The organism is Pedobacter aquatilis, assembly GCF_032678425.1.
In the GTDB taxonomy this organism is placed as follows: domain Bacteria; phylum Bacteroidota; class Bacteroidia; order Sphingobacteriales; family Sphingobacteriaceae; genus Pedobacter; species Pedobacter aquatilis_B.
This window is the reverse complement of record NZ_JAVTSG010000006.1, coordinates 123888-147070: the sequence shown is the minus strand read 5'-3', so window position 1 is coordinate 147070 and position 23183 is coordinate 123888. Positions and strand designations below refer to the sequence as shown.

23 protein-coding genes are annotated in these 23183 nt (G+C 36.9%); 20 read left to right on the top strand and 3 right to left on the bottom strand.

Going from position 1 to position 23183, the window contains the following annotated elements; genetic code table 11:
* The first annotated feature begins 200 nt into the window (after window positions 1-200).
* From R2Q16_RS17365 to R2Q16_RS17300, 15 genes are all read left to right on the top strand, one after another.
* Window positions 201-1808, top strand: coding sequence for a DUF6377 domain-containing protein (locus tag R2Q16_RS17365; protein ID WP_316738942.1), 1608 nt, complete (start codon window positions 201-203; stop codon window positions 1806-1808).
* 827 nt (window positions 1809-2635) lie between these two features.
* Complete coding sequence (locus tag R2Q16_RS17360; RefSeq protein ID WP_316738941.1) at window positions 2636-2869, top strand: hypothetical protein; 234 nt, start codon at window positions 2636-2638, stop codon at window positions 2867-2869.
* 447 nt (window positions 2870-3316) lie between these two features.
* A complete protein-coding gene (locus tag R2Q16_RS17355) occupies window positions 3317-4402 on the top strand; it encodes an NADH:flavin oxidoreductase (protein ID WP_316738940.1) in 1086 nt (361 codons plus the stop codon).
* Window positions 4403-4613: 211 nt separating this feature from the next.
* The gene (locus tag R2Q16_RS17350; RefSeq protein ID WP_316738939.1) at window positions 4614-4979 is read left to right on the top strand and encodes a DsrE family protein; all 366 of its coding nucleotides are present in this window, start codon (window positions 4614-4616) and stop codon (window positions 4977-4979) included.
* A gap of 183 nt (window positions 4980-5162) precedes the next feature.
* Window positions 5163-5630, top strand: coding sequence for a nucleoside deaminase (locus tag R2Q16_RS17345; RefSeq protein ID WP_316738938.1), 468 nt, complete (start codon window positions 5163-5165; stop codon window positions 5628-5630).
* A 5-nt stretch (window positions 5631-5635) separates the two neighbouring features.
* Entirely contained in the window at window positions 5636-6517 is an 882-nt protein-coding gene (locus tag R2Q16_RS17340) for a helix-turn-helix domain-containing protein (RefSeq protein WP_316738937.1), read from the top strand.
* 804 nt (window positions 6518-7321) lie between these two features.
* Window positions 7322-8353 (top strand): helix-turn-helix domain-containing protein, encoded by a 1032-nt coding sequence (locus R2Q16_RS17335; RefSeq protein WP_316738936.1) that lies wholly within the window; start codon window positions 7322-7324, stop codon window positions 8351-8353.
* 101 nt (window positions 8354-8454) lie between these two features.
* Window positions 8455-10851 (top strand): TonB-dependent receptor, encoded by a 2397-nt coding sequence (locus R2Q16_RS17330; RefSeq protein ID WP_316738935.1) that lies wholly within the window; start codon window positions 8455-8457, stop codon window positions 10849-10851.
* A gap of 266 nt (window positions 10852-11117) precedes the next feature.
* Window positions 11118-11600, top strand: coding sequence for a DUF1772 domain-containing protein (locus R2Q16_RS17325; protein WP_316738934.1), 483 nt, complete (start codon window positions 11118-11120; stop codon window positions 11598-11600).
* Between the two features lie 243 nt (window positions 11601-11843).
* Window positions 11844-12431: a hypothetical protein gene (locus R2Q16_RS17320; protein WP_316738933.1), complete on the top strand. Its 588-nt coding sequence runs from the start codon at window positions 11844-11846 to the stop codon at window positions 12429-12431.
* Window positions 12383-12697 carry a helix-turn-helix transcriptional regulator gene (locus tag R2Q16_RS20395; protein WP_410478174.1) on the top strand — a complete coding sequence of 105 codons (315 nt, stop codon included), beginning with the start codon at window positions 12383-12385 and terminating at the stop codon, window positions 12695-12697. Before R2Q16_RS17320 ends, R2Q16_RS20395 begins: the two co-directional genes overlap by 49 nt.
* 67 nt (window positions 12698-12764) lie before the next feature.
* On the top strand, window positions 12765-13205 hold the full coding sequence (locus tag R2Q16_RS17315) for an OsmC family peroxiredoxin (protein WP_316739248.1): 441 nt from the start codon (window positions 12765-12767) through the stop codon (window positions 13203-13205).
* 14 nt (window positions 13206-13219) lie between these two features.
* Window positions 13220-13717, top strand: coding sequence for a hypothetical protein (locus R2Q16_RS17310; RefSeq protein ID WP_316738932.1), 498 nt, complete (start codon window positions 13220-13222; stop codon window positions 13715-13717).
* A gap of 179 nt (window positions 13718-13896) precedes the next feature.
* Complete coding sequence (locus R2Q16_RS17305; RefSeq protein ID WP_316738931.1) at window positions 13897-14796, top strand: SDR family oxidoreductase; 900 nt, start codon at window positions 13897-13899, stop codon at window positions 14794-14796.
* A 34-nt stretch (window positions 14797-14830) separates the two neighbouring features.
* On the top strand, window positions 14831-15748 hold the full coding sequence (locus R2Q16_RS17300) for a helix-turn-helix transcriptional regulator (protein WP_316738930.1): 918 nt from the start codon (window positions 14831-14833) through the stop codon (window positions 15746-15748).
* A gap of 4 nt (window positions 15749-15752) precedes the next feature.
* Here the strand turns inward: R2Q16_RS17300 and R2Q16_RS17295 are convergent, their stop codons facing one another.
* Entirely contained in the window at window positions 15753-16100 is a 348-nt protein-coding gene (locus R2Q16_RS17295; RefSeq protein WP_316738929.1) for a helix-turn-helix domain-containing protein, read from the bottom strand.
* Between the two features lie 105 nt (window positions 16101-16205).
* On the opposite strand from R2Q16_RS17295, the gene R2Q16_RS17290 reads away from it, so the two are divergent.
* Window positions 16206-16949, top strand: a complete 744-nt coding sequence (locus R2Q16_RS17290) for an SDR family oxidoreductase (protein WP_316738928.1) — start codon at window positions 16206-16208, stop codon at window positions 16947-16949.
* Window positions 16950-17018: 69 nt separating this feature from the next.
* On the opposite strand, the gene R2Q16_RS17285 is transcribed toward R2Q16_RS17290, so the two are convergent.
* Together R2Q16_RS17285 and R2Q16_RS17280 are read right to left on the bottom strand one after the other, a co-directional pair.
* Window positions 17019-18443: an SDR family oxidoreductase gene (locus R2Q16_RS17285; protein ID WP_316738927.1), complete on the bottom strand. Its 1425-nt coding sequence runs from the start codon at window positions 18441-18443 to the stop codon at window positions 17019-17021.
* A gap of 120 nt (window positions 18444-18563) precedes the next feature.
* The gene (locus tag R2Q16_RS17280) at window positions 18564-19424 is read right to left on the bottom strand and encodes a LysR family transcriptional regulator (RefSeq protein WP_316738926.1); all 861 of its coding nucleotides are present in this window, start codon (window positions 19422-19424) and stop codon (window positions 18564-18566) included.
* 72 nt (window positions 19425-19496) lie between these two features.
* On the opposite strand from R2Q16_RS17280, the gene R2Q16_RS17275 reads away from it, so the two are divergent.
* From R2Q16_RS17275 to R2Q16_RS20390, 4 genes are all read left to right on the top strand, one after another.
* A complete protein-coding gene (locus R2Q16_RS17275; RefSeq protein WP_316738925.1) occupies window positions 19497-20021 on the top strand; it encodes a GNAT family N-acetyltransferase in 525 nt (174 codons plus the stop codon).
* Between the two features lie 29 nt (window positions 20022-20050).
* Window positions 20051-20926: a DMT family transporter gene (locus R2Q16_RS17270; RefSeq protein WP_316738924.1), complete on the top strand. Its 876-nt coding sequence runs from the start codon at window positions 20051-20053 to the stop codon at window positions 20924-20926.
* A 563-nt stretch (window positions 20927-21489) separates the two neighbouring features.
* Window positions 21490-22821, top strand: a complete 1332-nt coding sequence (locus R2Q16_RS17265; RefSeq protein ID WP_316738923.1) for a sigma-54 dependent transcriptional regulator — start codon at window positions 21490-21492, stop codon at window positions 22819-22821.
* 251 nt (window positions 22822-23072) lie between these two features.
* The gene (locus tag R2Q16_RS20390) at window positions 23073-23150 is read left to right on the top strand and encodes a potassium-transporting ATPase subunit F (RefSeq protein ID WP_410478173.1); all 78 of its coding nucleotides are present in this window, start codon (window positions 23073-23075) and stop codon (window positions 23148-23150) included.
* Window positions 23151-23183 lie beyond the last annotated feature (33 nt).

Sequence of the window (23183 nt, the reverse complement as noted above, 5' to 3'; positions counted from 1 at the left end):
TAATCAGTATCTTATGGAATTTAATAGCTTGATATGTATAATGTCTTTTTAGCTTTAAATCCTTAATTCAAAGCTTTTATTTGATTTTTTGGACAGCATCCGGCTACAATACATTTACAAAACCAGTAAAATTCAGTTGTATTAATAGCTTTGCTTTGGGTTTAAAAAAAATATAATTTTGGTTATCCTTATTCTATCCAATGAAATCTCTTTTCTGTGTACTTCTATTTAGCCTGCTATTAAGCAACCTTTCTGCCCGGCAACGTGCGGAATTGATAGATAGCTTAAAGAAGGAAATCACACAAAAGGGTAAGTACGAGCAGCAGAAACTCAGCAGAATACACCTGTTCCAAAATGATTTAAAAAGAAATAGAAATAAATTCCCTGTACTGTTGCGGTTATTTGAGGAATATGAATATTATCAATTCGATTCGGCTTACCATTATGGCAAAAAGCTACTTGAATTTAGTTCCAGGCTACGCGATAAAGAAAAGATTAACATCAGTCGGGTAAAAATTGCTTCACTACTGCTACACGCAGGTTTATTTAAGGAAACATTCGATTTGCTAACCGAAATCAATCCATCAATACTGAGCCAAAGTTATCGCTATGATTATTACTGCTTAAAATCAGGCGCATATTCTAACCTGGCCATATACAACGATAATCCGAATTTTACCGAAACCTATAACCGCAAAGCAGTTGAGTTTTTAGACTCTGCCATCCAATCAACCCCAATAAATTCGTTCGAAAGACTATTTAGTATGGGCAACCGGCAGGTTGTTTCCGGAGCCACAGGTAAGCCGCCAATCTATTTCTTAAAACTATTAAAGGATTATAAGTTATCAGACCATCAACGGGCAAGGGTGCTCACCGGAATGGCGGCCTTTTATCAGCAAGCCGAACAAAATGATGTACGGGTAAGTTTGCTGGCGCAATCTGCAATTTATGACATTCGTTCATCCGTTCGTGAAACATTGGCAACATTGCTTCTGGCAGAAGATCTGTACCATCATGGCCACCTGGAAGATGCCTATATTTTTATCCAGCAATCCAGAGATGATGCAGCGTTTTACGGGAACAGGCTGCGCAAGCTTAAAATAGAGTCCGTATTTCCGGATATCGCTGCCCAGATAAATATCGTTGCCCAAAAAGACAAAAACCGTTTCCTGATATATTTACTTTCCATTGCATCCCTTACCGTTCTTATCGGTTTAATAGGCTTTATGATTTTTGTTCAACTGAAAAAGCTCAGGGCGAAAGAACATATTATCGAAGAGAAAAATAAGGAACTGGAGGCATTCAATAATCAACTGGTATTCATTAATGATAAATTAAGGGAATATGCTACCGTAAATGAAAAATACATTGGTTATTTCTTCGAAATGGTATCGGGTTATATCCTTAAGCTCGACAGGCTGAAAAGAAATGTTGAACGTAAAATGCTGGCCAAACGATATGTCGAAGTGCTTCCTGCCTTGCAGGAAATCGACATCAAAAAAGAACGTACCGAGCTGTACCATACCTTTGACAGGGTTTTTATCAGCATTTTCCCAAATTTTACAGAAACGATAAATTCTATGCTAAAGCCTGAAGACCAAATTTGGCCGAAAGCGCCCGAATTGCTTAATACAGAGCTAAGAATTTTTGCACTCATCAGGCTTGGCATTCAGGATGTAAGAACCATTGCCGCAATATTGGAGTACTCTGAGAATACGATATATGTTTACAAAATGCGCATTAAGGCGAAAGCGATTGTATCGGCAGAACAATTTGATTCTACGGTAATGGAAATTAAGGCGGTGTAGGTGTTGATGGTGTTTTTCAAAGAAAGAAAACATCATATTAAAAATCGATACTCACGTTTCAGATTAAAACAAAATTAGAATACTTATTTATCCTTTCGAAAAGCATCTATTAACTATTTTCGCATCAACTATAACAAACTATTTTCTTGATGAATGATTTCGATGTGGTAACATTTGTTATCATTCCAGGTTTAGCCTGGGCAGGCATCATCTACCTAAACTATGATGTAGTCAAGAGAAACAAGAGGAGGAGAGGGAGATAAGAAGCATTGAGCTTTTAAAATAAAAAGCTACTTGAAATTAATTCAGGTGGCTTTTTTAAACAAACAATTTCTTATATCCGTCCAGATATAATGAGATAGTAACCTGATAACATTAAATATTAAGATTTGTTTTAAAAAATAAAGCCTTTGATTGCTCAAAGCCTTTAAAACGAACCAGATATAGTAGAACCAAATACGACCCACAATTGGTTTATTGTTCGCAATTTCAGCGGTCAATAAAATCTAAAAAAGGCTTTGTTTGGAAATGCACCATCGAGGGCTGAATTATTGTAACTCTACAATCAGATTTTTAATTATATAGATTTGATTTTCAATAAATCGATGAATTTTTAGCCTCCTCGCGTGAGAACAGCCATGCTCACCAATAGTTTTTAAAGTCGTACAACCGCTGGCTTTTATTCACGCTTTGGCGTTGTCGTTATTCCATAAAAATTAAAATCTTTTGTTCTGCTATTAACGTTTATTAATCAAACGACGGGTAAAACCGGAACAGAAGCAGCTGAAAATCTATAACAGAGTAGGCAAAAACAAAACTTGAATATTATGAAAATGCAAGAATTGAATTTAAACGAAATGAAAGAAATTAACGGTGGCGGTATCTTTGGTAACAATGACTCTGCAAGCTCTGGTGGTCTGGGCGGTGCGCTGAATATCGGCAACCTTTTATCATTCTCTAATACCACTACGGATGGAGATGAATCCAGTTCAACCTCGTTCTCATTGGGTAATAACATCGGTGGCAGCTTAGCTGGCATCTTTGATAGCCTGAGATCATAACCAAAACGGAAATGATCAATGAAAAAGGGAGCAGATTAAATTCTGCTCCCTTTTTTGTTTAAAAGGATTGCCCAAAATTTCGGCCCGGAAACCTGTATTTTCCCTTCTAGTTTAAGTCTTCCGCAGGGCGACTTAAATTTCTTTTATAAGAACAAGGACTTAGTCCATATTATTATCTGAAAATGGCCTAGAGATCTGTGTTTTCAAAAGGTTTTATTAATCTGTTATAACAATAAACCAGAGGAAGTTGGACTTTATATCCATTTCACTTGGTGTTGGTTTTCTCACAACCCTCCTCATTTTTAGCTGATCTGTTTTGTATTTAATCATTTTCCAGATATTGAAAACATCCATCATATAATGAAAATCCTCCATTTTCTAGATTTGATCATCTTAACATCTTTGCTTTAAGGAAAGATTAAGTTAAAAAGTAAAACAATATAGAAAATGTCTGTTTCTGATTTATTTAAGCCGCTCACATTGCTACATGGCCCGGCAATGCGAAACCGTTTTATGATGGCGCCATTAACCAGCCAGCAAAGTGAGCATGATGGAACTGCCTCTGAATTTGATCAAATTTGGATTGAGCAATTGGCAATGAGCGGATATGCGCTGATACAAACAAGTGCTTCCACAGTTGAGGCCGGAGGCATTGCCTTTGAACGTCAGCTCGGTATTCACAGTGATGAACATTTGCCAGGCCTCGCTAAAATCGCGGATACCATTAAAGCAGGAGGTGCATTATCAGCGGTGCAGTTACATCACGCCGGCCACCGTGCAACTCCCGAGTGGGGTGGGATAAAGTCACCTGCTTCGGATAAAACTGTGCGTGGCGTAAAAGCGATTACAACTGATGAAGTAGAGCGGATTCGGGATAGCTTCATTTCAGCGGCTAGAAGGGCACAGCTAGCTGGTTTTGATGGTGTTTCGGTTCATGGGGCATTTGGATGGATACTTTCGGAGTTCCTTTCACCCAACTTAAACGACCGAACAGACAAATATGGAGGAAACACCGAGGATAGGGCAAGATTTACCATGGAAGTTATCGAAGGTATTCGTAAAGCCTGTGGCCCTGATTTCCAAATTGGCTGGCGTTTATCGGTTGAGCGTTATGGCTTACAGATAGAGGAAATGCGTGACATAACAGCAGCTATATTTGATAGAGAGCTGATTGATTATCTGGATCTCGCACTATGGGATTCTGCTCAGTTGGTCAGAGAAGGCACGTTTCAGGGAAAAACCATGCTCAGTGTATTTACAGACATCCCTCGAAAGGGTGTAAGGTTGGGAGTGGCCGGCAAGATTTACAGTGCACAGCGTGCTGGAGAATTACTCGATGAAGGATGTGATTTTGTGCTCATTGCCCGGGCAGGTATTTTGAAACGGGATTTTCCGCTTCAGGTACAGGAGAATCCACTTTATGAAAGTCCGAAGATGCCGGTTACAGCTGATTATCTGCGTGAAGGTGGGCTTAGTGAGCGCTTCATCGAAACGATGAGGGGTTGGCAAACATTTGTTAAGCCTGGTACATAGTATTTGGTTGTGTGATTAGCGTGTTGGTTGACAAGTTATAATAGGGTAGACTTCTAATAAAGGTCTACCTTTTTTATGCCCATACTGTTCGTAATACCTTACGCTTGATAGCAATGATTCGATTGAAAAATCTCCATTACATAGTAAGATTTATCCATTCTTTAAGAACCGTTACTGCCGCATCTTTGGCTTATAAATTAAATTGTTTAAAATGAAAAAAACAGCAATAATTATTCTTTCTGATCCCAAGGCTGGTTCAGAAGAAGCACTTGGACGCGTATTTAATGCACTAGCATCAGCTTATGAATTTAAACATGCAGGTGAAGATGTTAAAATTATTTTTCAGGGAGCAGGGGTGAGATGGCCTGAACATTTAGAGAAACCCGATCACCCGGTTTATGGACTTTATAAAGAAGTGAAAGATCATGTTCATGGTCTTTCAAAAGGTTGCGTAGCAGTATTCGGCACGGAAGTTTCTGGCTATGATTTATTGAGCGATAACGATGTTCCGGGAACCCCAGGTTTGCCAAGTTCGCTGAACTTAAGAAATGAAGGTTACGATATTCTAATCTTCTAAATTAGAATTAAACCGCCTTCATTTTTAATGAGGGCGGTTTTAGGTTTTTTCTTCATACACAACTCAGCTCCATTAAACAAATTCCCATACATCGGCATTTTGTTAGGTTCAATTATTTTTTAAGTATTTTAGCTAGCTGCTTATCAAAATAGAGCTCTACCATTTATTAAGATAATATTATTTATGAATAAAGATTATTCGCATTACATGCACCAATGTCTGCAGCTTGCCAAATTAGCTTTGGCAGCGGGCGATCCCCCGGTGGGCGTGTTAATCGTTTTTGAAGATAGTATTCTGGGTAAGGGCATAGAATCCGGCAAATCAACAGGCGATATTACCAATCATGCCGAGATACTGGCCGTGCGGGATGTGATTAAAAATGGCCATTTGGATAAGCTTAGCCGGTCAACGATGTACACCACTCACGAGCCTTGTATTATGTGTTCTTATGTGCTTCGCCATCATCAAATCCCAAAAATAGTTTACGGAACTTCCGTACCTTTTGTCGGCGGTTTTAGTTCAAAGTTCAATGTGCTCTCTACATCCGATGTGCCCAAATGGGGAGAAGGGCCTGAGATCGTAAGTGGAATCTGTATCAATGAGTGTGTTCAGCTTAATGAGGATTTTAAGAAAGCGCTGGCTAAATCATAAGAATTATGTTATCACAATCCGTACATACACTCATCAATCAACAAAATGGAAATCTGGCATTCAAGCTTTTTGAGTTTGATAATAACAGTTATTTCGACCATATTCAGCGAAACAATTACTTCACGCTTATTTTGATTACTTCAGGGGAGGGAGTTGCTACTGTTGACCTTTCAGATTACACTTTTAAAGAAGATACCCTATTTGCATTCTACCCTTATCAGCCGTTTATGTTAAGTTCGAAAAAGTCCTTGATGGGTATTGCCATTCAGTTTCACCACGATTTTTTCTGCATATATCGCCATCATCAGGAAATTGCAGCCAATGGAATCTTGTTTAATAACGTCTACCAGCAACCCTTTGTCAATCTCAATGAAAACTGTAAAAGCACCATTTTGAATCTGATCCAGGGAATAGCAAGCGAACTAAAAACTGATGCATTTAGAAAAGATGAAGTGCTGGTCTCTTATTTAAAGGTGCTTCTTGTAATGGCCACCAGGATAAAACTCGAACAGCAGTCCCTTCAGGATTCAGAAACAATTGGAGGAAAACAGCAATTTCTCATCCAGAATCTGAAAAATGCGATAGAGAACAATTTCCGCATTAAGCACTCGGCAAGTGAATATGCAGAGATGCTACACCTTACACCTGCATCGCTTTCGAGAATCACCAAAAATCATTTTGACAAAACACTATCAGACCTTATTACCGAACGAATCATCATAGAAGCGAAGAGAGAATTGTATTTAACGGATAAGACGATCAAAGAAATTGCCTACGAGTTGGGTTATGACGACGAATATTATTTTAGTCGGGTATTCAAGAGCAAAACAGATATATCACCCCAGTTCTATAGAAATAACATCGGGTTTGGTCGGGGCGAGTCATAGTTTAGTCCTTTATATGTAGAAATTACGATTAAGTAATAATTGTCCCAACGTGTTCATTGTTCGCAATTTCAGCGGTCAATAAAATCGCAACTAAAACTTTGTCTGGAAATGTATCACCTGCAAGGCAATAAAAAGGTAATGCTATAAATTGCTCGTTCTTTGGAAGAATTTTAATGTAGAAACCTATTTCGGTCAGGAGACCTTTGTTTTTAGAAGGATTAACGGTACAATAGAGCTCGTAAGAGATGAAAATGGAAAAAGAAGGAACTTATTTTAATACAGAGGCGGAAGTTCAACTTCCAAAAGCTTTAGTTAAATCATTCTCTGTTGAGAAAAAAAGATCATAAAAAAGTTGACAAAATCAGCCAAAACCTATAATTATGCTTTGCGCTGCTTCCCTAAGGCATAATTATAAGCAATTTTATAAATTCCTTTATACTTTAAATCCTCAATGATGTGCTTTAAAATAGTACATAACTTGTCTAGCTCTGTAAAGTAATCTTTCTTCGGGGTACATCGAAAAGACTAATATCTAATTCTATAGGCTTGCTTATAAAAGTTAGCCTTTTTAATTGATTTATAGTGGGTTGTATTTTAAGGTTGAATTGATGTAATGTGTTTGGACTATCCCATTACTTTAGACCAACGAATCTTTGAATATAGTACATAAATTTACAATAGGCTTTTATTCTAATCCTTTCAGTATTTAAGGTCAAGTTAATGTTATAGATTCTATGACAGAATTTTTCAAAATGTCGGGCTATTTATTATCTTTAAACTGTTTAAATTAATTCTTTTCTTATAATGACTGTATTTGGTCAGCTGCTTTTCTTTTTTAGTGCATTAGGAGCTTTTAATGGTTTTTTGCTATCCATCTATTTTGCTTTGTATGCGAAAAAAAAGAAACTTGCAAACTATTTTTTATCTCTGTTATTTTTAGTTTTAAGTGTTAGGATTTTAAAATCAGTTTTTTTTTATTTTAACCCAAATCTCTCAAATTTATTTATCCAAATTGGGCTTTCAGCATGTGCGTTAATTGGTCCATTTCTTTTTTTATACCTCAAATCTTACACAATCGAGAGTAGAGTTAGCTGGGCAAAACATGTAATTCCTTACGTCTTAATTATAACTTTTTTGGGCGTTTTGTATCCTTATCCCGAAAATAATAACCTCTGGATTAGATTTATTGTGAACGTAATTTATGCTCAATGGTTTATCTACATTGCTTTTTCTTTTAAGTATATCAGGCCAATTGTTGTTAAGTTAAAGAATCAGGTTAATTTAACACAAACAGATGTTTGGTTTATCAGCATTTATTTAGGCATAACCTTTATATGGTTAGCTTATGCTATAGCAACCTACACATCTTACATTGTTGGTGCTTTATCATTTACCTTTATTTTGTACTTGATTATTCTGCTGCTGATTTTTAAGCATAGTAAAACCTCAACTTTTTTAAATGAAAAGGCACGCTATAAAAACAAGGAATTGGATAAGAAAACATTGCTTCTAATTGAGCAAAAGTTGGATATAATTATTGATAAAGAATTATTTCTAAATCCGAACTTTAGTCTTGATGATGCTGCTAAGGAACTAAAAATTACCAGACACATACTCTCCCAATATGTAAACGAAGTGTTGGGGAAATCATTCTCAAATCTAATTAAAACATACAGAATAGATAAAGCCAAAAAGCTATTAGAAACTCAAAAAAACTATACTATTGAGAGTTTGGGTTATGATAGTGGTTTTAATTCAAAATCTACCTTTTTTACTGCCTTTAAGAAAAATACCGGCCTTACACCAGCAGAATATCAAAAAGTGCATGTCCAATAAGTTCAATTCTATAAAATAGAACTTCTAGTTTATCAATCTGTAACGCTTTAAATATCGACACCTGGATATTTGTCCTCATTATTAAAAAGATAAATTTTAAAATGAGAAAGGTATTTTTATTTATGGTGTTTTTTGTATTTGTTTTCCATAATACATCAAAGGCACAATTCAAAATCAAAGGGAAAGTTGTTACAAAGCAAAATAGCCCTTTAGCCTATGGAGAAGTAATTCTTTTTTCGCAAGAATCTGTTCAATTGAAAACTATACTTACCGATGAAATGGGTGAATTTTCTATAGAAACAATTAGAGGCGAGTATAAACTAGAAATCAACCAGTTTAAGCAAGTATTATTTACAAAAAACTTAGAATTAAGTGCTGACATTAATCTTGGAATAGTTGAAGTGGCTGCAGTAAACGATTTGGGAATCGTAAACATTTCAAAAAGAAGACCAATAGTTGAAAGAAAGATAGACCGCTTGGTTTTTAATGTTGAAAATACTATTAATTCAGTTGGTGGAGATGCTTTGGAAGCCTTAAAAATTACGCCTGGAATATCGGTACGAAATGAAACCGTAACTATAATTGGTAAACAATCCGTTAGGGTTTTAGTAGATGATAAGGTGATTGAACTAGCAACGGAAGATTTGGCTAGTTTTTTAAGGTCTATACCTGCTGATAATATTAAGAGTATCGAGGTGATTACTAATCCACCCGCCAGATATGATGCAGCAGGTGGTAGTGGATTAATTAATATCAGACTGAAAAAAGCACAAGCAGATACATGGAATCTCTCTTTGGGAACAAGCTATTTACTCCGACAAGAAAAGGGAGAAGGAGGGGTAACTGGCAATTTCATGTATAATAAAAATAAATTAAGCCTTTCTTCATCATTAAATTATCGAAATGGTGGCGAATCCTATAATTACCAGGATTATATGACCTTTCCTTCAGAACTGTGGAATACAAAACAGGTATTTAGAAGAGACTACAAAAGGCTTAATGGCGTATTAGGCGCACAGGTTGTGGCTATGCCTAAGTGGGTGATTGGGTTTCAATATATAGCAAATATTAATCGAACAAATGCTACGCGAAATACGAAATCATTGGTTTATGTTGCTAATAATAATAAAGCTTTTAATGAAATTTTAGCCTTAAATACGGCGGTTCAAAAGCCAGAATTTAATTCACTAAATCTGTATAATGAAATTAAGATTGATACCGCTGGGAAGAAAATAATTTTGAATCTGGATTACTTTAAATACAATAACAATGATACCCGACCATATATTGGCACATCGGTAATAGATAATCCCTATTCTATTCAATATTTTAGAGGAATAAATGATAATGCCCAGGTAACTAATAATTACGCAGGAAAGATTGATGTGGAACTTCCTTCAAAATGGGCGAATTGGAGTGCCGGCACAAAGATTTCGATATCTGAAACAGATAACAAAATTTTAGCTTTCAATAGTGGATTAGTTAATGCTTCGATAAAAGATATGCCACAAATTGGATATCGATTTAATTATAAAGAGGATGTTCAGGCATTGTACTTTTCTGGAAATAAAAAGTTTAATTCTAAATTCGATGCTCAAATTGGTTTGAGGATGGAAGCTACGCAAACAAAATCCTTTAACGCACATTCGAATCAATATTTAGCTTACAACTACACGAAGCTATTTCCAACAATTAATCTGGCTTATGTTTCGTCAGAAAATTCAACTTATAGATTTAGTTATGGCAGAAGGTTAGCAAGGCCTAATTACGCGGAGTTGAACCCCAATGTTACCTACATTACACCTTTTTTAACAGTCCGCGGAAATCAATTATTAAGACCATATTTTGTAGATAATTTTGAGTTGATTTACTCTTATAAAAAGCTTGAAAGTAATTTTTTTTACAGTGCAGAAAAAGATGTTTTTAACCAAATAGCTTTGCCAGATTTGAATAATAACGATATTAGTCTCGTCTATCAGAATATCTATAATTTTAAACGATATGGCTTTATTGAAACTTATACTTTTGATAAAATTGGCTGGTGGAGCAGCAATAACCTGCTCAATATAAATTACCTGACAACTAAAACTATTGCACTATCTGCTAATGATATTAATGGCTTAAACGCATATTTTAGAAGTAATAACGACTTTAATCTCACTAAAGCCAAAACCTTTTTATTTAATTTAAGCTTCGATTATTTTATAGCGGGGAATTATGGAATTGATAAAATAAAGCCCTTTACGATTACATCATTTGCCATTCAATACCTTCTACTTGGTAAAGATTTGAGAATAAACTTTAGGGCTAATGATATTTTTAAAACTGATAAGTATCGGTTTGCATCAACAATCAATGGCGTACATCGAAATTCTAACTATTATTTTGATAGCAGACAATTTCAATTATCAATTAATTACAAGTTTGGTAGCAATAAAGTTAATATTAAAAAGAGACAGACCGCAAATGAAGATGAAAGGGCAAGAACAGGTAATTAACCGTCATTCGATAGATCCTTTACATCTTAAATCCTAAATAATGGGCTCTGGAACTATATAAAGCTCATCTAATTGTGCAAAGTAATCTTAATCTAGGTATTTAAACTTCGGTAATTGTTGGTATTACCGAAGTTTTTCATTTTAACAAATAGATTAGTTCAACAGTAACCAAGTCAGAATTCGCATCCACTAAAGCTAAGCGCAGAGCGTTGATTTATAAACTCTTAGATATTTTAACTAAATTCAAATTATCTAAATCTTAAATCATGAAAAAAGTAATTTTGCTAAGCTCAGTTGCCCTGGCATGTGGAGTTTTATTCGCAAATATTTTTAACTCTCTGGTTATTGCGAATGCCACCGCAAGTGATATACCTAGTTCCGTCTTAGCCGCGAAAGTTTTTTTTAAGACCATAAACCCTGGAAACTTCTTTGCAATATTTTCTCCTGCAACTCAAGTTTTAACATTACTATCATTAATCTTATGCTGGAAAAAATCAAAATATATAAGGGTCTATCTTGGGATAGCTTTAATTTGTTATGTGTTGGGAGACGTATTCGCTTTCACTTACTTCCATCCTAGAACGGACTTGATGATGTCTGAACCGACACCAGATGCGGAAACCTTAAAGATATTATCCTCAGAATGGAGCAACATGAATTGGGTAAGGTCGCTTGTTCTTTTTATCGGGATAGTATGCTCTTTCGCGGCGGTTGATAAATTTTATTTGCTCAAAACTCAAAGTGAATAGATAGAAGCAGAACGTCGGTTAGGGAGTGTGGCTTTTCGAGATGTTGCACAGCGCATCTCGAAATTTAAATAAAATAGGATTTGTAATCCGTTAAGCAAGTTCAGTTAAAAGAGTAGCCAAATATAATTTCCTGTAAAATATTGCCTGCCTTCCAACATATTTATAATCATGTTCTCACAGATTTGCAATTAACCGACATTTCCTTATCGAAAAAAAAAATATATTTGATCCATGTAATCCAATATGATCAGCAAACACGAAAGACACGATTTATTTGGCAAAACGTTTCTGGAAGTACTCGTTTTGAAACCACCTTTTATTTTCGATATGCCGGCAATGGACAATGCCTGTTTCCATTATTTACTGGAAAATGATGCTCGTTATAACTTTCAAGGTAAAGAAATTAATGTTGCTGGTCAGGAATCTGTACTGCTAAATTGCCGCACAGTAGGAAACAACGTAAGCAGCAACAACATCAGCAAAGAAAACAAGCTGGTTATCGTACATTTCCATCCCGATATACTCAAAAATGTCTACCAAAGAGAATTACCTTCACTGTTAAAAAAACCAAAAAATGCCGTTTCCAATAAGATTATAGAACGAATCAACAACGACTTTCTGATTCAAAAGTATATTGAAGGACTTTTGTTTTATTTCGAAAACCCTACATTGGTAAATGAGGATAAATTAGTATTGAAGTTGAAGGAAATCATCATATTGCTATCACAAACCAAGAATGCTGATGCCATTCAAATGATTTTGTCGCAACTGTTTTCCCAACAATATATACTTTCAGACAGGTTATCGATGCCCACATATATTCCAATATAACCATTGAAGAATTAGCAGATCACTGCAACTTAAGTTTATCCTCCTTTAAACGTGAGTTTGCCAAAAACTATAATGAAACACCCGCAAACTACATCAAAAACAGGCGATTGGAGAAATTAGCTGAATTGTTAACCGCATCAAATAATCGGATTAACACCATTGCTTTTGAATGCGGATTTAATGATTTAGCCAACTTCACCAGAAGTTTCCATATAAAATATGGTGTTACACCCAGCCAGTACCGATTGGACCAAATTTCCAAATAATTGAACGGATTTGCAAAAACGTATTTGTGTATCAATTCAATCTTTGTAGTGTCAATAATGACAATACATTTTAAATATTGAAAACATAAAACGTACTGCAAAAGCACAATGGAATGGAAACCTTAAAGAAGGCAAAGGGGCATTAACTACACCAAGTGGAATACTTACAAATACCAATTACAGTTTTAAAACCCGTTTTACCGGGGAAGAGACCGGAACAAATCCTGAAGAATTATTAGCCGCAGCCCATGCCGGATGTTTTACAATGGCTGTGAGTGCTGCGCTGACACAGAGTGGATTAACGGACATCGTATTGAATACAGAAGCCACGGTATCAATGGAAGGTCTTTCAATAAAATCAGTCCACCTGGCCATCAGCGCAACGGTAGAGGGTATTACAGCAGCCGAGTTTGAAGCAATTACCAAAGAGGCCGAACAAACTTGTTTAATATCAAAAGTATTGAACATACCAATTAGTTCAGAAGCAAATTTTATTGCTAAACCTTAAAACACCTAGAACTTATGGCACTATCATCATTAGGAATTTTCCACACCGTAATCGGTGTTGTCGCAATCATTGCGGCTTTTGTATCCTACATAAAGCATGGTAAAATCCATCTATCCCTAACATCCGGAAAAGTTTACGCATACTTCACAATAGTCACCTCGCTCACTGCGTTGGGTATTTCGAAACATGGAGGCTTTAATCCTGGTCATATATTCTCCTTATTCATCCTCTTTTTGGTTGTAATTGCATTTTTTCTACATTCTAAAAAGACTGGACTAAATTCTTTCAGGTACATAGAAAATTTCCTGTTAACGCTCAGTTTTTTTCTATCGTGGGTGCCAACTATCAATGAGAGTTTTACCCGACTCCCAACTGCACATCCCTTAGCATCCGGACCAGGCGATCCTGTAATTGCTAAAACCCTACTCTTAATATTTGTTCTGTTTATCATTGGATCAATTTTGCAGTTCTTAAAACAAAAGAAAGCAAATCATCTACCTGAACAGAAATAATATCGATTTGTATTACAGTAATTTAGCTTTTCGAGATGTTGTAAAAACGCATCTCGAAATTTTAATAAAATGAGATTTGTAATAACTAGGGATTATTTTTTCGGCTACAACAATTAAGCTTTTGGATACAAAATCAAAAATCAAATGCTCGAAATTTGTAAGACCAAAAAGATAAAGACATGAAAATATTTGTAACTGGAGCAACTGGCTTCATTGGTACAGCAGTAGTGCAGGAATTATTAAAAGCCGGACACCAGGTTCTTGGTCTGGCCCGTTCAGAGGAATCTCAAAATAAATTGTTTGATGCTGGCGCTGAAGTTCATCGCGGAGACCTGACTGATTTTGAAAGTCTGAAAGCTGGCGCATCAATTTCAGATGCCGTCATCCACCTAGGTTTTATTCACGACTTTTCCCGCTTTGCCGAAATGTGCGAACTCGATGGAAAAGTGATTAATGCCATTGGTGAAGCACTCGAGGGCACCAATAAACCTTTCCTCATTACTTCAGGTACGGCACTTTTTTCGAAGAAAGGTATAACCACTGAAAGCGATACCACTGCCGAAAATCCTCATCCAAGAATAGCAACTGAAAATGCAGCAGACCTGGCAGCCTCAAAAGGCGTTAAAGTCGCAGTAATCAGGCTATCTCCATCTGTGCATGGCGAGGGCGATAAAATTGGATTTGTTCCTTTGCTGATTAGTATAGCAAAAGAAAAGAAAATCTCTGTTATAGTTGGCGAAGGGAATAACCATTGGCCTGCGGTGCATAGAATGGATGCAGCAAAGCTATATTTGGCCGCACTTGAAACTGATTTTGAAAATGGAACTAGGTACCATGCTGTAGCAGAGCAAGGCATCCCATTCAAGAACATCGCATCTGAAATTGCAAACAGACTGGACATTCCACTGATTTCTATGGAAGTTGGGCAAGCAGCTGAACATTTTACATGGTTCGCCCATTTTGCAAAACTTGATAACCAGACCTCGTCCGAAAAAACTAAAGAGGCGCTGAACTGGATACCACAATATCCAACATTACTCGAAGATATGAAAACGGATATCTATTTCCAGGAACAATAATGCTTACATTTGATATCGCCACCAGCACGAAAAAATGAGTGAAAGTCAGACAATTAGAATCAAAACGATTTCTCAATTCCACAGCTTACGTGGTCTTCCTGCTCCAAAGCATCCGCTAATTAGTGTAATTAACTTTAGCGACATGGCCAAAAGCCCCAAAATAGGGCAGGAGAACCTGATTTTCGACTTTTATTCCATATCAGTTAAGCGTGATATGGCACACAGCTACCGCTATGGACAAAAAGACTATGATTTTGATGAGGGGATTATGTTCTGCATGGCCCCACATCAGGTCCTTAGTGTAATAAGGGAAGAAAACGGAAACAGCGCAACAGGTTGGATGTTGATGATTCACCCCGATTTTCTCTATGGTACCCAAATGGCAACCGCTATTAAAAATTATGAGTTTTTTGATTACAGTGTAAATGAAGCATTGTTTCTGTCGGAGGATGAGGAAGACAGAATCAAACACATTATGCTCAGCATCATCGATGAATACCAGACTGGCACAGATAAATTCAGCCAGAACATTATGGTTTCTCAACTGGAAACCTTGCTGAACTATACCCAGCGTTTTTACCAACGTCAGTTTATCACCCGCGGTAAGGCCAGCCATCAGTTTCTACAGCAATTGGATCAGCTTCTTGAAACCTATTTTTCAAGCTCAGATTTTAGGTCAGATGGGCTACCCAGTGTAAAGTTTCTTTCAGGCGAACTGAATATGTCGCCACAATATATGCGCAGCCTGCTTAAGTCATTAACGGGACTAAACACACAACAGCACATCCATGAAAAGCTGATTGAAAAGGCTAAGGAACGATTGTCAACCACAGAACTATCAGTAAGTGAAATTGCCTATGAACTGGGTTTTGAGCATTCCCAGTCCTTTAGTAAACTGTTCAAAAGCAAAACAAACATTTCTCCCTTAGAATTTAGAAAATCCTTCAATTAGTTGCCTACTTCCCAACAATAACCTTACGGTGTTCCTTACCCCAATCCGATAGGTTATCGATAATGGTTTGCAGCGTTTTACCGTATTCAGTTAATTGGTACTGCACGGTAATTGGTTGTGTATCTAAAACTTCTCTCTTTATCAATTGATTCACTTCTAAATCCTTAAGCTCCTTGCTTAGCATTTTATTGGATATGCCCGATACATCAGATAGTATATCCGAAAACCTGCGCTTGTTGTAATAACAAACGGATGAAATAATCGAAATTTTCCATTTACCACTCAATACATCCATGGCATCATGTACAGCCATAATCTCTCTTTTATGTCCGGGTTGACAAGTATTTTCCATAATAAGTTACCTGGTTACTCTTTTGTTACTGTTACTTTTAGTTACAAAGTAACGAAAATAAATAAACCTATGCTAGATTTGCCCTGTAAATAAAAAATATATACAATGAATTTCAACAATAAAAATGTAGTAATAACCGGAGGAAGTACCGGTATAGGTTTCGCAACTGCCAAAGCATTTATCGACGCTGGGGCAACCGTATGGATTACCAGTCGTAGTGAAAAAAACTTGGCTGAAGCCAGTGCTGAAATCAACAGCCCTAATTTAAAAACAGTGGTTTCTGATACCTCAACCTTACAAGGTATCGAGGTTTTAGCTAAGGTAATTGCAGAAAGTAAGGTAAAACTAGATGCCTTGTTTCTGAATGCAGGCATCGCCGTATTTGCACCGATAGAATCGGCAACAGAGGCCGATTTTGATGCGCAATTTAATACCAATGTGAAAGGCTATTATTTTACCCTTCAAAAACTAATTCCGCATTTAAATGATGGTAGTGCTGTGGTGTTAACTTCTTCAACCGTTGCCACCGCTACAAACGTAGGCACCAGTATTTATTCGGCTACTAAGGGTGCGGTAAATAAAATTGCGCAAATAGCTGCAAATGAATTGGCACCAAGAAAAATACGCGTAAATATTGTAAGCCCTGGTCCGGTTCAAACGCCCGGACTTGAAGGAGCAGTACCTGCGGAAGGTAAGGCACAGCTTGCAGCGGCTACCGCCTTGCAAAGATTAGGTGTAGCCAGTGAAATTGCGGACACGGTATTATTTTTAAGTTCTGATGCGGCAAGTTTCATCAACGGAACAGAATTGTTGGTAGATGGTGGTTACATCAACTATGCGCTAAAATAAATAGGCGTAAAAGCATGTAGATTTGTTCTTGAGGCAGTTAACCAGAGGGTTGCTGCCTTTTTAATAATGTTATTTTTCAGAAACAATTTTGCTTAACATGCCCTTGAAGATGAAGTAATGAAAGGGGAGCATGGCAATCCAATATAACCTTCCGCTAATGCCTAAAGGGCGAAAGGTTGCCGTTTGGTGCACAACATTGTCTTTGTCGATGTAAAATTCCAACCAGGCCTCACCCGGCAGCCTCATCTCTGCATAAAGTAATAAGCGTTTTTGTTCCTTCGAGGATAGAATAACCCGCCAGAAATCCAATGCTTCGCCTGCGGAAGTTTTAGCTGCATTCTTACGCCCCCGCCTTAAGCCCACACCGCCAAATAAACGATCTAAAAATCCCCTGAAATCCCAAAGCCAATCGGCATAGTACCAGCCGTTTTTCCCGCCAATAGAAAATATTCGGCTTAAGGCCTGCTCCGGATTTTTTGCAGGCATTTTTTGTATATCGCTAAACACCCCAAATTTTGGAATTTCGATATGACTGGCCAGCCCTTTTAAAAAAATGCGATTATTTCCGGCATCATTCCAACTGGAAAGAACCAGATTTTGTTCTATTTTTTCAAAAGCCATATCAATCGCATTTTTGTATGGAATAAGCTCAATATTCAATTGCTGGGCTAAATTATTTTGCTGCGGCACAACATCAATTTTCATGCTATCGACCAGATTTTTAGCCAGAGGATAAGAAGTAGAGGTTACAAAATAAAGCCAGTAGGAGGATAGTTTTGGGGTAAACACCGGAACAATAATGATTTTTCTTTTCAGCTTACGCACTTCAGCAAACTGTTCCAGCATTTGCTTGTAGGTAAGCAAATCAGGTCCGTAAATGTCATAATGTTGTTTATAGGTTGCTGTATTATTTAATACGCCTGTTAAAAACTGAATCACATTACGGATAGCAATCGGCTGGCATTTAGTTTTGAGCCACTTAGGTGCAACCATTACAGGCAGTTTCTCCACTAAATCCCTAATGATTTCAAAGGAAGCACTTCCAGAACCTATAATGATTCCGGCACGCAACACCGTTAATGGAATTTTTCCGCTGTTTAAAGTTTCTTCTACTGCCTTTCGACTTTCGAGATGCTTGCTCAGCTCTTCTTCATTTATAATACCCGAAAGGTAAATCAATTGTTTGGCGGCAGTACCATCAAGATAACTTACAAAATGTTCTGCCGATTTTAACTCGCTTTTGCTAAAATCGCCATTCGTACTCATAGAATGTACCAGATAGTATGCCGCATCAATATCTTTAGGTAAGTCGGTCAACAATTCAGGCTTCATTAAGTCGGCCTCTAAAACGGTAATTTGCCCGGTATCATAAATACTAATATCTAATCTGACTTTATCTCTAACCGGGCAAATCACCTCATGGCCCATTTCCAACAATACAGGTAAAAGGCGTCTTCCAATATATCCGGTTGCTCCTGTTAAAAGAATTTTCATGTTTATCAGCGCTTAGGTATTAATATTCGCTAATCAAACATCCATAACCATCAAACTGTTTTTATCATTCCTATCGGATAACGGATATTTTGGGTGCAACATCCGCAGAAATAAAAGCACTTACAGAATTAACTTAAGCACATTTTCCAATACTGGATTATGATCATCGGCACGCCAGTTTACATACAACGCGGTTTGAATGGGAAGTTTAATATATCGCAATCCCGGGCTCTCGTGATAGGCATAAGAATCGGGTAATACGGCAATACCCAAACCCTTTCTAACCAAAGCAATAATAGTTGAGCCAAATTCCGAATGAAGATAGACATCTGGCTCAAAACCCAAAGAACTAAACAATTGCCTGATGATTTGCCCGTAGCTGCTCCCTTCATCAATAGTGGGCAATATAAATTTTTGTTGGATAAGCGTTTCTTTTGTTAAGTCTTTAAAGGTTTTATACGGATGGTTTTCAGGTACAACCAAAGCTAAATGGTCTGTAAATATTTTTTTGAATTTAATGTCTGCTCTTCTGTTAACATCACGGGTTATGGCTAAATCAATCTTATAGTTTCTTAAAAAATCTTGTTGGTTTTTATAGAGCACCTGCATCAATTCGATTTGTATTTGAGGATATTCCTTTGAAATACTGGCTAAAATATCGGGTAAAACAGATGCCGAAATGGAATCGGGGTAGGCAATTTTTATCGTTCCGCTTTCCCCTGAATGAATTTGTCTTGCAAATTTGTGGATGTAATCAAGCTCATTAAGTTCAACTTCCCATTTATCTTTTAAAAACTGACCCGCAGGCGTGAGCTTTACATTTCTTTTATTTCGCTCAAATAGTAAAAGCCCTAATTCATTTTCCAGAGACTGAATCTGTCGGGTTAATGCCGATTGTGTGATGTTTACTTTTTCAGCCGTTTTCCAATAATGAAGCTCGTTGGCAAGGGCCAAAAAATATTTCATTTGCTGTAAATCCATTAATGCAATTTATGCATTAATAAATGATAAAATAGCATTTTATTGCATTTATTAGCGATGTACATTTGCCATATGAATAACCTGGAATTACAGCTGGCAACACCTGATGATGTACTTAAGCTTAAAAATATAAGCAGAGCAACTTTTTCTACAACCTTTGCTGATATCAATACTAAGGAAAATATGGATAAGTATCTAAACGAAAGTTTCTCCATCGAACAGCTGGATACAGAATTACGAAACCAGTCTTCACAGTTTTATTTTGCATCGCTAAACAATGAAGTGATAGGTTACATGAAATTGAATACGGGTAAGGCGCAAAAGGAAAATCAAAATGATAACGCATTGGAAATAGAGCGGATTTATGTGCTAAAGGATTTTCATGGGCACAAAGTGGGGCAGTTCTTATACAACAAAGCGATTGAGCTTGCCAAAAACCTGAATGTAGATTACGTTTGGTTGGGGGTTTGGGAAAAAAATGCAAGGGCGATTGCCTTTTACACAAAGAACGGTTTCATAAAGTATAGCGAGCATGTATTTATGTTAGGCGATGATAAGCAGACCGATAATTTAATGAAACTCAACTTAATCAGCTAGCTAATAGTTAATTAGAGAACTTTTTAAAGATGGAAAGAAAAAATCTATTATTGTTGTTGTTAATATTCGGAACTGCATTTTGGGGCATTTCTTTCTCTGTAACGAAATTGGCTATCGGCTCAGAATCTCCGTCAACATTCTTGTTTTACCGATTTTTTCTGGCAACAATTGTGTTATCTGTTGTTTTTTGGAAACACCTCATAAAAACCCAGTTAAGCGATGTTAAAACAGGTGTAATCTTGGCTATCCCTTTGTTTTTTGGTATTCACCTACAAACCTTAGGTATTAAAACTTCTCCTGCATCACAATGCGCTTTTATTGCAGGAATGACAGTTGTAATTGTACCTATACTTAAATTGTTGTTTTACAGAAAAGCCACCGCCTTAAAAATCTGGGTTGCTGCATTGTTTGCATTAGCTGGGCTTTTTGTAATATCCTTAAACGGGCAGTTAAAAATTGGCAATGGCGATTTATATACCTTGAGCGGGGCAGTGGCGTTTGCTCTTTACTTAATTGCAGTAGAAAAACAGGCATCCCTTAAAAACCTGGTGCCTACCATCATTCCTATGTTTGCCACTTGTATGGTATTTACTTTTTTTGTGGCGTTAAATGATGCCAAAGCGGAATGGATGCCGCAAACCAATACCTTCTGGATGGGGATTGTTTTCTGTGCCTTATTTTCTACCGCCTATATGTACTCTATTTCCAATATTGCACAAAAATACATAAGCGCAGAAAGAGTTGCCATTATATACCTTTTTGAGCCTGTTTTTGGAGCAATAGCCGCCTTTTTCATTCTGGATGAAAACCTCTCTATTCGTTTGCTCATTGGTGGAGGCTTAATTTTCCTGGCAACAATTATTTCTGAAGCGAATTTTAAGAGATTAGTTAAGGTTAGTCGATAGTTTTATTGGAAGGTAGATAATCAGGCTAAACATATAACAGGTGATTGAAAAGCTCGTATGAACGAGTATCAAAATACCTTCTGCGATACTAATACATGTTTCAAACAAAAAAAGCAGGCACAACTAGTGTAACCTGCTTTCATCTAAATTAACGCTCTCAAAACAATAAACGTTAAAAGGTGTAGAATGGTTTTCAGAAATAAAAATATTTTTCAACTCCGTTAAATCCTCGAATTTTATTATCTTTAATTCAATAAAATCTTTCACCCGATTCGGGCAATAATCTTTAAAATTTTCTGGTTAAAATCTTGCCTTTATAGCGAGGTTATAGCGATATTACAGCGACCTTATAGCGACTTTTCGCCTAATCATATCCGCAACTCCTGCGCAACTGCTTCGAAGCAACTTGCAAACCGATGTCCAAATCGTCACAACCGATTTGCAAAATCAGGTATCATTTGCGAACAAGGTCCAAAGTAAGTACCTACAAGAACCAAGGAAGCCTTCAAAATGAAACTGTTTAGCCATCCTTAAATTTTGAAAATTGCAACTATATTTATCCCATGGAAAACACGGTACTGATTATAGATGATGAACCAAAAATACTAGGCCTTTTATCAAGGATTATAGAACTTGAAGGCTTTAAGGTATTGCAGGCCGATACAGGAAAGGCAGGGCTAAAAATCATCAGGACTAAAGAAGTGCATGTGGTAATCAGTGATGTGAAATTACCCGATTATAATGGTGTAGAACTGGTTTCAGCAATTAAAGAAATTAAGCCATATGTAGAAATCATCAATCTAACTGCTTTTGGAACAATTCCGGATGGCGTTCAGTCGATGCGAAATGGTGCCTTCGATTATATTGTCAAGGGTGATGATAATGATAAAATCATTCCATTGTTATATAAGGCGATGGAAAAAGTTAAGCTTCAAATCAGGCTTTTAAACCTTGAACAGCGAATAGAACAAAAATATAGCTTTGATGGACTAATCGGCACAGCTCCGGCTATTTTGGATGCTGTGGCAATGGCTAGAAAGGTTGCACTTACCGATGCTACGGTATTGCTGCTTGGCGAAACGGGTACAGGAAAAGAGGTTTTTGCCCAAGCCATACATCAGGAAAGTTTGCGTAAAACCAAACCATTTGTGGCGTTAAACTGCAGCGGTTTTAATCCAGAGCTTTTAGAAAGTGAGTTGTTTGGCTATCGCGAAGGCGCATTTACAGGTGCATCAAAAGATAAAAAAGGTTTACTTGAAGAAGCCAATGAAGGCACACTTTTTTTGGATGAAATTGGTGAGATGAATGTCGATTTACAGGCTAAACTGTTACGTGTACTCGAAAGTCAGACTTTTATAAAGGTTGGCGATACCAAAACCAGTAAGGTAAACGTAAGGATTATTGCCGCCACCAATAGGGATTTAAAGCAAGAAGCTGAAAGCGGTCGTTTTCGTTCTGATTTATTCTATCGCTTGTCGGTATTCTCGATTCAGCTACCACCGCTTGCTCAAAGAAAGGCAGATATTGTGCCACTGGCTATGCATTACCTGGAAGAGTTTTCCATTAAGGTTAACCGCCCTGAAATGCTGTTGGATAAGGAAACCATCAATCTGTTAACAAATTATACCTGGAAGGGTAACATCCGTGAATTAAAGAATGTTATCGAACGGGCAGTAATTCTTGCTGATGATAATACCATCACCGCAAATCTGTTGCCTTTCGAATTTCAGCAAAGTTCTGAAGAACAAGGTGGCTTAACTATGGATGCAGTAGAAAAATTGCACATTAAAAAAGTGCTAGCTTATACCGGGGGAAACAAAACAGAAACCTCCAGGTTATTGGGCATCGGCTTAACAACGCTTTATCGAAAAATAGAAGAATACGGCATCAGCTAGATTATCATTATGAAAAGAAACCCTTCCAAAATGGAAGGGTTTTTTTATGCGCTTATTTTTTAAAACGTCTCATTATTTAATTAAGCATTTGATTATTAGTCGTTTGTATTGTCACTCGGTTTTTGTGGTATAGGGCTTGACTCATGGCATGAAAAAACAACACAATTATGATGTTACTACTCTTCATTCTCCTAATCGTGCTCTGGTGGGCATCGTACAAATCAATTAACTGGTTCGATAAAATTTAAGTTATGATCGCATTATTCCTTATCGTAATAGCCGTATTCATCTACATGATTTACGTGCTGATTAAACCCGAAAAATTTTAAACATCCTGCTAAGGTTACTCTTTAAAAAATAAA